This window comes from Sphaerisporangium sp. NPDC049003, from assembly GCF_043197795.1.
Classification (GTDB): domain Bacteria; phylum Actinomycetota; class Actinomycetes; order Streptosporangiales; family Streptosporangiaceae; genus Sphaerisporangium.
The window spans coordinates 66,508-78,759 of record NZ_JBICTU010000008.1 but is presented as its reverse complement, the minus strand read 5'-3'; the positions used below and the strand labels follow the sequence as shown (position 1 = coordinate 78,759).

The 12,252-nt window shown below is 72.0% G+C and carries 10 protein-coding genes; 4 read left to right on the top strand and 6 right to left on the bottom strand.

Going from position 1 to position 12,252, the window contains the following annotated elements; translation table 11 throughout:
- Positions 1 to 14 precede the first annotated feature (14 nt).
- Complete coding sequence (locus ACGFIV_RS10860) at positions 15 to 2,546, bottom strand: CHAT domain-containing protein (protein ID WP_392833941.1); 2,532 nt, start codon at positions 2,544 to 2,546, stop codon at positions 15 to 17.
- Between the two features lie 115 nt (positions 2,547 to 2,661).
- On the bottom strand, positions 2,662 to 3,879 hold the full coding sequence (locus ACGFIV_RS10855) for an acetyl-CoA C-acetyltransferase (RefSeq protein WP_358551127.1): 1,218 nt from the start codon (positions 3,877 to 3,879) through the stop codon (positions 2,662 to 2,664).
- Between the two features lie 130 nt (positions 3,880 to 4,009).
- Here ACGFIV_RS10855 and mce point away from each other — a divergent pair, with 130 nt between their 5' ends.
- From mce to ACGFIV_RS10840, 3 genes are all read left to right on the top strand, one after another.
- Positions 4,010 to 4,438 carry a methylmalonyl-CoA epimerase gene (gene mce, locus ACGFIV_RS10850; protein WP_358551125.1) on the top strand — a complete coding sequence of 143 codons (429 nt, stop codon included), beginning with the start codon at positions 4,010 to 4,012 and terminating at the stop codon, positions 4,436 to 4,438.
- Positions 4,439 to 4,713: 275 nt separating this feature from the next.
- A complete protein-coding gene (locus ACGFIV_RS10845; RefSeq protein ID WP_358551123.1) occupies positions 4,714 to 6,006 on the top strand; it encodes a DivIVA domain-containing protein in 1,293 nt (430 codons plus the stop codon).
- Between the two features lie 196 nt (positions 6,007 to 6,202).
- The gene (locus ACGFIV_RS10840; RefSeq protein ID WP_358551121.1) at positions 6,203 to 7,567 is read left to right on the top strand and encodes an AI-2E family transporter; all 1,365 of its coding nucleotides are present in this window, start codon (positions 6,203 to 6,205) and stop codon (positions 7,565 to 7,567) included.
- Positions 7,568 to 7,625: 58 nt separating this feature from the next.
- Here the strand turns inward: ACGFIV_RS10840 and ACGFIV_RS10835 are convergent, their stop codons facing one another.
- The 4 genes from ACGFIV_RS10835 to ACGFIV_RS10820 all read right to left on the bottom strand — a co-directional run bounded on the left by ACGFIV_RS10835 (position 7,626) and on the right by ACGFIV_RS10820 (position 11,187).
- The gene (locus ACGFIV_RS10835) at positions 7,626 to 8,384 is read right to left on the bottom strand and encodes an SDR family NAD(P)-dependent oxidoreductase (protein ID WP_358551119.1); all 759 of its coding nucleotides are present in this window, start codon (positions 8,382 to 8,384) and stop codon (positions 7,626 to 7,628) included.
- Between the two features lie 54 nt (positions 8,385 to 8,438).
- Positions 8,439 to 9,143: an alpha/beta hydrolase gene (locus tag ACGFIV_RS10830; RefSeq protein ID WP_358551117.1), complete on the bottom strand. Its 705-nt coding sequence runs from the start codon at positions 9,141 to 9,143 to the stop codon at positions 8,439 to 8,441.
- Positions 9,144 to 9,345: 202 nt separating this feature from the next.
- On the bottom strand, positions 9,346 to 9,576 hold the full coding sequence (locus ACGFIV_RS10825; RefSeq protein WP_358551115.1) for an ATP/GTP-binding protein: 231 nt from the start codon (positions 9,574 to 9,576) through the stop codon (positions 9,346 to 9,348).
- 129 nt (positions 9,577 to 9,705) lie between these two features.
- Complete coding sequence (locus ACGFIV_RS10820; protein ID WP_358551113.1) at positions 9,706 to 11,187, bottom strand: 3-hydroxybutyryl-CoA dehydrogenase; 1,482 nt, start codon at positions 11,185 to 11,187, stop codon at positions 9,706 to 9,708.
- A 137-nt stretch (positions 11,188 to 11,324) separates the two neighbouring features.
- Here ACGFIV_RS10820 and nucS point away from each other — a divergent pair, with 137 nt between their 5' ends.
- Positions 11,325 to 11,984: an endonuclease NucS gene (gene nucS / locus ACGFIV_RS10815; protein ID WP_358551111.1), complete on the top strand. Its 660-nt coding sequence runs from the start codon at positions 11,325 to 11,327 to the stop codon at positions 11,982 to 11,984.
- The last annotated feature ends 268 nt before the right edge of the window (positions 11,985 to 12,252 follow it).

Below are 12,252 nucleotides of genomic sequence, written 5' to 3'. Positions count from 1 at the left end.
AACAGGCGAACAGGTCAGTCGGGCAGGCCGAACAGCGTGAACGCCGCCCAGCCCTGCGGATCGCCGGAGCGACCGGTGAGCAGCGAGCAGTGCGCCGCCCGCAGGGCCTGGGCGGTGCCGAGGCCGCCGTTCAGGTGCAGGTCGTGAAAGCGCCGCAGCACGCGGAGGCTGTCGCGCTCGCGCACGGGCCACAGGGTCATGAGCACGGCGAGCGGTCCTGCCGCGAGGAAGGCCCGGCTCAGCCCGATGATCCCGTCGCCGGTCGCCCGCCCCGCCCCGGTCTCGCAGGCGGCGAGGACGACCAGCCGCGCGGGCAGGTCGAGCTCCAGCACGGCGTCGGCCCTGAGCGCGCCGGAGGCCAGCGCGACGTAGGAGGCCATGGGATCCTCGGGCAGCGCCTGGGCATGGGTGGCCAGGCAGAGCACCGAGGGCCGTGCGGCCGCGCCCTCGACCATGGCGGCCCGCGTCGCGGCGGGACCGACGTGGACCTGCGCCCCGGCGAACAGGTCGCCGACCACGCCGAAGCGCTCGCGCAGCAGCGGGAGCGGCGGCAGGCCACCGGGCATGGGCTCGGGGTCGACCAGCGCGCACAGTGTCGGCGGCCCCGCCGGCACACCCGTACGCCGGGCCGTCAGCGCGGGCAGGATCGAGGCGGCGGGCAGCACCGCCGTGGTGTGGCGCTCGGCGAGGTGACGCCCTTCGGCGCCGACCAGCGCGTGGAACGGCACGAGCAGCAACTCCTGGTGGGGCACCAGAGCTACGGCCGTCTCGGCGTCGCGGGGCAGCCACCTGGCGACCGGATCCCACAGGACGCCGCCGAGCAGGCGCAGCAGCTCCCGCGACCGCACCGGGTCGACCGTCTCCGCCCTGAGACGGCGGTGCAGCTCGTCGATCCACCCCAGCAGCGCGCCGCCGTCCACCCGCAGGTCTGCCGTCTCGATCGTGCCGTCCGGCCGGGCCACGAAGACGATGAGCCTGTCACCGTGCAGGAAGTACTCCACGACCGGCCCGCCGTACTGCTCCAGCAGCGCGGCCATCCGGGCAGGGGTGAGCGCGGGGGCCCGCCGCCCGCCGCCGCTCATCAGGTCGGCGAACGCGCGGGCGCGGGCCATCTCGGACGCGGCCAGGGCGTCCCCGGGGCCGCCGAGGTCGAGGAAGGTCCCGACGAGGGCTCCGTGGAGCGGCCTGGCCTCCTCCATCATCAGGACACGGTCCCAGTCGGTCTCGACGCGCGCCCGCCACTGCTCGACGTAGCGGGCCATACGCGCCATCGCCTCGGTGTTGCCCGCCCTGGCACGGCGCGCGTGCCCGACCGGGTCGAGCCTGCCGAGGTGTCCGCGATAGTGCTCAAGCCGTGCGGCGGCGCCCGCCAGGGCCACGGCGACGTCCTTCGCCGTGGCCTGGTCGGCGGCCGGCACCCCGTCGAGCGCCCCGTCGAGCGCCCCGTCGAGCGGCTCGCGGAGCGGCTCGCGGAGCGGCTCGCGGAGCGGCTCGCGGAGCGGCTCCGGGGTCCGGGGCGGCGGCTCGCCGAGCGGCTCCGGAGTACGGGCCGGCAGCTCGCGGAGCCGCTCCGGGGTCCTGGCCAGCACCCCGGCCGCCTCGGCGACTCCGGCGGCGAGCTCGTCCAGGCCGTGCGGCGCCGGGTCCAGGCCTTCGATCAGCACGGCGGCGGACGCCAGCTCCGCGTCCGCCGCCGCGATCAGGGCGTGGAGATGACCGCGTTCCGCGATGGACGCGAGCACCCGCCGGTCGAAGGCGAGAGAGTCGCGCACGTCGGCCAGGAAGCGGCCCCACGCCCCGGTCGCCGCGTCGCCGACGCTCAGCTCGCGGCGCAGGTCCGCGGCGTCCCGCAGGTGGCCGATGAGCGCGCCGAGCTGACCGGCGGCGAAGTCCAGGGAGATCCGCCGCGAGAGGGCGTTGAGCCGTTCGATCGGTGAGAAGGGGCCGTGCGGCTCCTCCCCGGCCGCCACGGGTCCCTGCGGAATCCCGGCGTCCCCTGGTGTCGCGGGCCTCGGCGGAATCCCGGCGCCCCCGGGTGTCGCGGGCCTCGGCGGAATCCCGGCGCCCTCGGCCGTCGCGGGTCCCGGCGGGACCTCCGCGTCCTCGGCCGGGTGGCCGGTGATCGTCGCCTCGTAGCCCGCATGCCCGCCGTCGAGCCCCACTCCGGAGAGCCGCACGGTGCCGGAGAGGTCATCGCCCCGTACGGACAGCCGGGCGATGCCCGTGCGGGCCTCGATCGGCCGGTCGAACCCGGCGCCCATCGGGCTCGCGACGGCCGCCCACCAGATCGGAGGCGCCGTGGGGGCGTGCGACGGCCCGAGCGTCACCGTCACGCCCGCCTCGTCCGGCGTCAGCTCCGCGTCGTCGTCGCCGGCGACGACCCACAGCAGGCCGCCCGCGGCCTGGCGAGGAGAGGAGAGCATGAACAGCGGCGAGCCGCCCCACTCCACGACGACGTCGACGGGCGGGCGGGGCTTCCCTTCGATCAAGGGGGTGGCCGTGCCCGTGAATCGCCGCCGCACGCGGTCACCCGGCCGTTCCGCCACGATGAACGATGCTAGGGAGTTCCGCCCGCCTCCGCCACAAGGTGCCGAAAGGGGGCCTACCACCTCGGATCAGGACGACCCAACGATGGCGATCAGGGCGACGCGACAGTGATGATCAGGGCGCGGGGACGGTGATGATCAGGGCGTCGCCCTGGCCGCCGCCGCCGCACAGACCCGCCGCGCCGACGCCGCCGCCCCGGCGGCGGAGCTCGTGGGCGAGCGTCAGAACGATCCTCGCGCCCGAGACGCCGATGGGATGGCCGAGCGCGATGCCGCCGCCGTTGACGTTGACCTTGTCCTCCGGCACCCCGAGCTCCTTGGCCGACTGGAGCACGACCGCCGCGAACGCCTCGTTGATCTCGACCAGGTCGAGGTCGTCCACGCTCATGCCCTGCTTGCCGAGGGCGTGGAGGATGGCGTTGGCCGGCTGGGACTGCAACGAGTTGTCCGGGCCCGCCACGTTGCCGTGGGCACCGATCTCGGCGAGCCACGTGAGGCCCAGCTCCTCGGCCTTGGCCCTGGACATCACCACGACCGCGCAGGCCCCGTCGGAGATCTGGGACGACGACCCCGCCGTGATCGTGCCGTCCTTGGCGAAGGCCGGCCGCAGCCTGCCCAGCGTCTCCACGGTGGTGTCTCCGCGGATGCCCTCGTCGGCGGCGAAGACGATGGGGTCGCCCTTGCGCTGCGGAATGGTCACCGGGACGATCTCGTCGTCGAACCTGCCGTCCTTGACCGCGGCGGCGGCGAGCTGGTGCGAGCGGGCGGAGAAGGCGTCCTGCTCCTGCCTCTCAAGGCCGAGACGGGTGTTGTGCCGCTCGGTCGACTCGCCCATCGACACCTGGTCGAACACATCGGTGAGCCCGTCGAAGGCCATCGAGTCGAGGATGTCGGACCCGCCGAACTTCACGCCCTTGCGCAGGCCGGGCAGCAGGTGGGGCGCGTTGGTCATCGACTCCATGCCGCCCGCGACCACGATGTCGAACTCGCCGGCGCGGATGAGCTGGTCGGCCAGGGCGATGGCGTCGAGCCCCGACAGGCAGACCTTGTTGATGGTGAGCGACGGCACGCTCATCGGGATGCCCGCCTTCACCGCGGCCTGCCGCGACGGGATCTGACCGGCGCCCGCCTGGACGACCTGCCCCATGATGACGTACTCGACGAGCTCGGGCGCGACACCGGACCGCTCCAGGGCCGCCTTGATCGCGAGCCCGCCCAGCTCGACGGCGGACAGGTCCGACAGCGAGCCGAGCAACCTGCCGATGGGCGTGCGGGCCCCGGCCACGATGACGGAGCGCGACGGGCCGGACGGGACGGCGGGAGAACTGGACACCAGGGCCTCCATGATGGGGTCTTCGGCGACTTTGCCACCATACCTAGGACGGAGCACACGGCCTCAAAGAGGTCCCCCGGTGAGGTTCCGGGCCGGCGTCGGCCGCCGCACGAGCAGGGAGGACACGCAAATGCTGCTGAGAATCGACCATGTGGGCATCGCCTGCGAGAATCTTGAGGAGAAGATCGCGTTCTACGAGGCGACCTTCGGCGTGACCGTGGTCAGCCGGGAGGTCAACGAGGAGCAGGGGGTGAAAGAAGCCATGCTGCACGTGGCGGACGGCGAGGGAGGCGGCTCCTACATCCAGTTGCTGGAGCCGCTGAGCCCCGACAGCCCGGTGGGGAAGTTCCTCGCCCGACGGGGTGAGGGCCTCCACCATGTCGCCTACGGGGTGACGAACGTCACCGAGGCGATCGAACAGATCGGCGGCGCGGGGGTGCGATTGGTCGACAAACATCCTCGCCACGGAGCAATGGGCACCTCAATCGCGTTTCTTCATCCGAAAGACGTGGGAGGAGTCTTGACAGAGCTGGTGGAGTCCCCCACGCGCCAGTCCTAGCTGACGAAACTCAACAATGGCTTATTCGTAACAAGTCGCGCAGAAAGTCGGACGGGACCTCCAATTCGGCAACACCGGAGTACGCTGGCCTACCATCCGGACGTGGATCCCGCCATGGACGGGCGAGCCGAGCACAAGGATCCAGGGGTGAGCGAGAGCCCGCCCCTGCTAGCGAGTGCCCGAGCGAGCGCGACCGTTGGAAGCGGGTCCCCGCCTCGGATGTCCGCCCCCCGTCCGGCCCGTGTAGCCGTCTCGACAACCCAGGATCGAGCCTCATGCAGTCCGACATCGACGCCCAGCTGAACAATTTCTTTGAAGACGCCCCCACGCGGGAATTCGACGTGGTTCTCCGTGGCTACGACCGGCACCAGGTTCACGACCACTTGAAGCAGCTCGACACCGATCTGCGTCAGACCCGTGAACAGCTCTCCGCGTTGCAGCGGGAGCTTTCCGACTCGCAGCGCCAACTGCAGGAGCAGGAGCGCCCGACCTACTCCGGTCTGGGTGCCCGCATTGAGCAGTTGCTGCGTCTGGCGGAGGAGCAGGCCACCGAGCTGGTGCAGGCCGCCAGGTCCGAGGCCAACGAGATAAAGGCCGCGGCGAAGGTCGACGCTGCGGACGTACGGGCTGCCGCCGAGAACGAGGCCGCCGAGAAGCGTGCGCTCGCCACCCGCGAGACCGACGAGATGCGCACCATGGCCGAGCGGGAGGCCGAGGAGATCCGCTCGACCGCCAAGCGCGAAGCCGACGAGCTGACCTCCACCACCGAGCGCGAGGTCTCCAAGCTCCGGGCCACGGCCGACCACGAGGTCGCCGAGAAGCGTGCGGACGCCGAGCGTGAGATCGCCAAGCTGCGCACCACCACCGAGCGTGAGGTGGCCCAGCTCCGCGCCTCGACCAAGCGCGAGCGCGACGAGGTGCTGACCACCGCCAAGCGCCAGGCCGACGAGATGCGGGCCCAGGCCCAGCGTGTCCTGGAGGAGTCCGAGGCCAAGCGCGCCCAGGACGAGGCCGAGTTCGAGATCCAGCTCGCCGCCCGCCGCGAGGAGGCCGAGCGCCAGGAGTCCGAGCGCCACGCCACCGCCCAGGCCGCGACGCAGAAGCTCGTCGCCGAGGCGGAGCAGCGCGCCGCGACCGCCGAGCAGCGGGCCACCAAGGCCACCCAGCAGGCCGAGCAGAGCCGTCGCGAGGCGGACACCCACGCCAAGCAGCTGCTCGCGAACGCCCGCAAGAACGCCGACCAGCTGGTCGCCGAGGCCAAGACCAGCGCCGAGTCGATCGTGTCGGACGCCAAGTCCGAGGCCGAGCGCAACCGGACCGCCGCCCAGCGCCAGGTCGACGAGCTGACCCGCCAGCGCGACAGCATCACGAGCCACCTCGCGCAGCTGCGCCAGCTGCTCGGTGGCGCGGCCCTGCCGGGCATGGACGAGGCCCCGGCGGTCGCCGCCGCCCCGCCGAAGCCCGCCCTCGCGGCCACGCCGGCCGCGGCCGAGAAGCCCAGCCCCGCACCGGCCCCGCAGCGGGCCGCCGCGTCGGCTGAGGACGAGTCCGAGTGGTGGCAGGAGTAGGCACCTCACCACTTCAGGGGCGTTAGGGACGGCTGTCGGGAGAGCCTGGCGATCAACCATGGTCGCTAGGCTCTCCTGTGTTGTCCGCACTGTTTCCACCCCCGTACGGCACGCAGAGGGGCCCGGTGCCCCCACAGGGTGACCCTCCCGCCGTCATCACCTCACTTTCACGACCCCCTGATGCCGAGGAGCACACGTGCCCGATCCCGCCGCGGACGCGGTACCCGTACCCGATGCCCATGAGAGGCCGGGAGCCGCTCGCGCCGCCTCCGCGGACGCGGCGCAGGCGACCGACATCCTGCCCGCCGCGTCGGGCGTGCCCTACCCGACCCGGACGGCCGCGCCGAGATCGGACACTCAGACCGCGCCGGGAGCGGCCCCCCAGGCCGGGCCGAGACCCGAGTCCCCGGCTGCTCCCAGACCGGCCTCCCAGGCCAGGATGGCGCCCGGCTCTCCCGCCAGGCCCTCCCCGGAACCGGACGGATCAGCCGGTCACGGTGAGGACGCCGCGCTGCCGTACGGAGTACCGGGCAAGCCGCTGGCCCGGGGGCCGTTCCTGTGGGGGCTCACGGCGGCGCTCGGCGTGCTCACGGCGTGGGCGCTGGCCCAGGCCCTGATCAGCTCCCGCAGCGTGATCGTGCTGATCGTGGTGGCGGCGTTCCTGGCGGTCGGGCTCAACCCCGTCGTGGAGGCCCTCCAGAGGCGCGGCATGAACCGGCGTTGGGCCATCTCGATCGTGTTCCTCGGGGTGATCGCGCTCTTCGTGCTGTTCGGGCTGGCGATCGTGCCGCCGGTCAGCCAGGAGTCCAGCGACTTCGTCAGGGCCGTGCCGGGCTACGTCCAGTCCCTGATGGCGAACCCCACGATCAAGCAGCTCGACGCCGACTACCAGATCCTCGCCAACATCCAGACCTACATCACCAGCGGCGGCCTCGGCGCGACCGTGGCCGGAGGCATCCTGGGGGCGGGCGCGGTCGTGCTCGACGCGTTCTTCTCCGGGTTCACCCTGCTTGTGCTGACGCTGTACTTCCTCGGGTCGCTTCCCGTGATCAAGGAGTACCTGCTCCTGTTGGTGCCCGCCAGCCGCCGTCCCCGCACGCGGGCCATCGGCGACGAGATCCTCTCCGGCATCGGCGGGTACGTGGCGGGCAACGTGCTGATCTCGGTGATCGCGGGTGGCCTCTCGTGGCTGTTCCTGACGATCGCCGGAGCCAAGTACGCGCTGGCGCTGGCGCTGGTCGTGGCGGTCACCGACCTGATCCCGCTGGTGGGCGCGACGGTCGGCGCGGTGCTGGTGTCCGCCGTCGGGTTCCTCCAGTCGGGAACCCTCGGCATCGCCTGTGTCATCTTCTTCGTGGTCTACCAGCAGGTCGAGAACTACGTGATCTACCCGCGCGTGATGAGCCGGTCGGTCGACGTGGCTCCGGCCGTGTCGGTGATCGCAGCCCTGTTCGGCGGCGCGCTCCTCGGCGCCGTGGGCGCGCTGCTGGCCATCCCGGTCGCCGCCGCGGTCGCGCTCATCGTCCGCGAGGTCGTCCTCCCCCGCCAGGCCCAGCTCTGAGGGACAGGCCCAGCTCCAGAGGGCGGGCCCGGCTCCAGAGGGCGGGCCCGCTCGCCGATCAGGTGGCCGTGACGCCTCCGTCGATGAACAGCACCTGCCCGGTCATGTAGGCGGAAGCGGCGCTCGCCAGGAAGACCGCCGGGTGGGCCATCTCCTCGGGGGTGCCCCAGCGGCCCATGGGCACCGACGAGATGGTGGCCCGGCTCGCGTTCTCGTCCTCCCAGAGGTTGCGGTTCAGGTCGGTCGCGGTCCAGCCGGGGCACAGGGCGTTGACGCGGACGCCGTCGCGCGCCCACTCAAGCGCGAGGGACTTGGTGAGGGCGACCAGACCGGCCTTGGCCGCGGCGTACGGGGCCATGAAGGGGGCGCCGAGCGCGGCGACGGACGCCACGTTGATCACCGAACCGGACCCGCGCTCCAGCAGGTGCGGCGCGACGGCGTGGCAGACGGCCATCGCCGAGTCGAGGTTGAGCTTCATGAGCTTGTCCCACCCGGACAGCCGCAGGTCCTTGAAGGGAACCATGAAGTTGGAGCCGCCGGCGTTGTTCACGACGATGTCGAGGTGGCCGAGGCTTTCGATCGCCTGCCGTACGGCCGCGCCCGCCGCGTCCCTGTCGACGAGGTCGCACGGGATGGCGTACGCCCGGCGCCCGAGGGCCTCGACCTCCTTGACCACCTCGGCCAGACTCTCCGGCGACCGCGCGACCAGCGCGACGTCGGCTCCGGCCGCGGCGTAGGCCAGGGCGATCGCCCGCCCGATGCCTCGTGACGCACCGGTGACGAGCGCGTTCCGCCCGGAAAGATCAAACGCTTGCACGGCAGCCTCCTCGCTAGAACCGAACAAGATTCTATGGGTCCGCGCGGCGCGGCGTCACGCCTCGGTCGGCAACGGAAAGGCGGACGGGTTGACCCTTTTGACGATCTCGTTCAGCACGATGCGCACGTAGGGCTCGCCGACCCACAGGTGCTTGGCGTTGTCGACGCCCACCACCTCCGCCTGGGGCACCCTGGCGAAGCGCCGCCGCGCCTCCTCGGGCCTGAGGTAGTCGTCGAACTCCGGCACCAGCGCGACCAGCGGCCTCCCGAACTCCGCCCAGGCGTCCAGGTCTGCGTCCCCCGCCCGGTTGAGGGGCGGCGACAGCAGGATCGCGCCCTGGACGAGCGGGTCGTGCCCCCACTTCAGCGCCAGCTCGGTGCCGAACGACCAGCCGAGCAGCCAGGGGTTCGGCAGGTCGTGGAACTCGGCGTACTCCAGCGCCGCCGCCACGTCGAACCGCTCCCCCTCGCCGTCGTCGAAGGCCCCCTCGGACTTGCCCCGTTCCGAGGCCGTGCCCCGGGTGTTGAAGCGCAGCACCGCGACGCCGGCGAGGGCGGGCAGCCGGTAGGCGGCCTTGCGCAGCACGTGACTGTCCATCATGCCCTCGGCCGTGGGGAGCGGGTGCAGGCAGATGAGCGTGGCGACCGGGCGGCCCTCCGGGGGGAGCGCCAGCTCGCCCACCAGCGTCAGCCCGTCGGCCGTGTGCAACTCGATGTCCTGCCGTACAGCGGGCAGGACGGTCGACGAGCGGATCTCCAATGCGGGCTCCTCAAAGTAGCGGTTCTCGTCGGCGGCTCGGGGGCGTGAGCCGTCCGTCCGGTGGCGGTCTCTCGTCGGCGGCTCGCGGGCGCCGATGGCGGTCTCTCGTCACCGCCCACGAGCCGTGCAGCGGTCTCTCGTCGGCGGCCCACGAGCCGTTCAGTAGCGGTCCGTCGTCCGTTCCCCGCATGGCGTGGGCCGTTCAGTAGCGCGAGCGGCCGGGGCCCCGGTCGACGCGCTTGCTCCAGCAGGCGGTGTGCCAGTGGCGCCGCTCGCCCTCGCCTCCGGTCCAGTTGGGCCAGCTGACGACGTGCGGCAGGCCCGGCCGGATCTCGTGGTCGCAGCCAGGGCATCTGTAGACCTTGTCCGCGCCCGCGCCCGAGACCCTGCGGACCTTCCACTCGCCGTCCGGCCAGTCCTCTACCCGTTCCATCCCGCGAAGAACGCCGTCCAGCGGGCGAGCGGGATCGCCGCCGCGCCGGCCCTTGCCTGAAGGGTCGGCACGGCGGGCGCGGCGGGGACTCATAACGTCACAAACGTCGATGTCGGAGGTGTTCTTCCGTCACCGGCCCCGGATACTCGTCACCCCGGCGGTCACCAGGCGGTCGAGCAGCGGAGCGGGCGCGAAGGAGGGCTCGCGGTACTCGGCGTAGAGGGCGCGCAGGCCGTCGCGCACGGTGGAGAGCCCGATGGCGTCCAGCGTCTCGAACGGCCCAGCGGGATAGCCGCAGCCGAGCCTCATCGCGGTGTCGATGTCGTCGATGGAGGCGTAGCCGGAGTCGTACATGCGCACGGCGTCGTTGAGATAGGGATACAGCAGCGCGTCGACCACGAACCCGGCACGGTCCGCGCACGGCACCGGGGTCAGCCCGAGCACCCTGACGAGGTCGTGGGCGGCCAGGGCCACGTCGGGCGAGGTGAGCGCCGTCGACACAAGCTCGGCCACGTCGCCGCCCACAAGGTGAAGCCCGACCAGGCGCTCGGGGTGGGCGAGCCGCACGGCGTGCTCGATCACCGGGGTGCGGGACAGCGCGATCACCACGTCGGCGTCCTGCGCCTCCCCCGGCTTGAACCCGGCGGTGGTCAGCCTGGCCGACAGCTCCTCCGCGCCCTCGCCCATGACGCAGACCGACGTCACGCCCATCTTGGACGCGAACTCGGAGGCGGTGCCCGCCCGCGCGCCCGGCCGCTCGTAGTCGTGGAAGCCCCGCCCTGTCTTGCGCCCGAGCAGCCCGGCGGTGACCAGTTCCCGCAGGATTGGGGCCGGGGCGTGCACGCGGTCGCGGCTCTCCTGGAAGAGCACCTCGCAGACCTCGTGGGAGGTGTCCAGGCCGATCAGGTCGAGCAGCGTGAACGGGCCCATGGGAAGGCCGGCGCCCAGCTTCATCGCGGTGTCGATGTCGTCCTGAGTCGCCACGCGGCGCTCCAGCAGCGTCGCGGCGTGGTTGAGGTAGCCGAGCAGCAGCCGGTTGACCACGAACCCGGCCCTGTCGCCCACGGTCACCGGGGTCTTGCCGAGGCGCCGGGCGAGCGCGGCGATGTCGTCCGCAAGGCCGTCCTCGGTGACGACCGTGTGGACGACCTCGACGAGCTTCATCACGGGGGCGGGGTTGAAGAAGTGCATGCCGATGACACGGCCGGGTCGGGAGGTCGTGGCCGCGATCGCGGTGACCGAAAGCGACGAGGTGTTCGTCGCGAGCACCGCGCCGGGCCCGCAGATGCGGTCGAGGTCGGTGAAAAGGGCGCGCTTGAAGTCCATGACCTCGGGAATCGCCTCGATCACCAGGTCGGCGCCGGCCAGGTCGTCCAGAGAGCCGGTGAAGGTCACCCGGCCGACGATCGCGTCGCGCTCGTCCTCGGTCAGCTTGCCCCGGCTCACCGCCCTGTCGGTGGACCTGCGGATGTGCCCGCGTCCGCGCTCCAGCGCCGCGGCGTCGACCTCCACGCCGATCACGCTCACCCCCGCGCGGGCGAACACCTCGGCGATCCCGGCACCCATGGTGCCGAGCCCGACGACTCCGACGGTCTCAAACGCGCGCGCCATCCTGTCCCTCCCTGTCCGTTGTCGGCCAGTCTCCCAGAGGGCTCGCCGTCATCCCAAAACGCCCCCGGACGACCACCCGCGCGCGGCCCGTCGAAGACCGCCCGGCCCCACCGGGGCGGGCGGTAGGGTTGGCGGTCATGCGGCTGGTCATCGCGCGATGCAGCGTGGATTACGTGGGACGACTGACGGCGCACCTCCCGATGGCGCCCCGGCTGATCCTCATCAAGGCGGACGGTTCGGTCTCCATTCATGCGGACGACCGGGCCTTCAAGCCGCTCAACTGGATGAACCCGCCGTGCAAGGTCCGTGAGGAAGAGGGCACCTGGACCGTCACGCATGGCAAGACGGGCGAGAAGCTCATCCTGACGATGGAGGAGATCCTCCACGACTCGTCCCACGAGCTGGGCGTCGACCCCGGGCTCCAGAAGGACGGCGTCGAGGCCCACCTGCAGGAGCTGCTGGCCGAGCACATCCACACCCTCGGCGACGGCTGGAGCCTGATCCGCAGGGAGTACCCCACGGCGATCGGCCCGGTCGACATCCTCTGCCGCGACCAGTTCGGCGGCACCGTCGCCATCGAGATCAAGCGGCGGGGCGACATCGACGGGGTCGAGCAGCTCACGCGCTACCTGGAGCTCCTCAACCGCGACACGCTGCTCGCGCCCGTCAAGGGCGTCTTCGCCGCCCAGGAGATCAGGCCGCAGGCCCGGGTGCTCGCCACCGACCGCGGCATCGGATGCGTGACCCTCGACTACGACGCCCTGCGCGGCATCGAGCGCACCGACACGCTCTTCTGACCGGTTCCGGCGGTTTCGGCGGCGCTGAGCCCGCGGAACCCCTCGCCCCACAGGAAACCGTTTCTCCGCGATGACGGATTTATGGTCATGCCATAATCCGCGGGCGGCGACTTCTCGTACCGCATGGCACGCATGCGAACCTTCAGGTCGAGTCGTTTCAAACAGGCGACCGATCCTGGGAGGCGAGCAGCGCCGGCACGCCCCTGATCGCCTGGTCGAACGGCTCCCCGAGCGGACGGCGCGGGCTCTCGCCTGCGCTGACATCGGG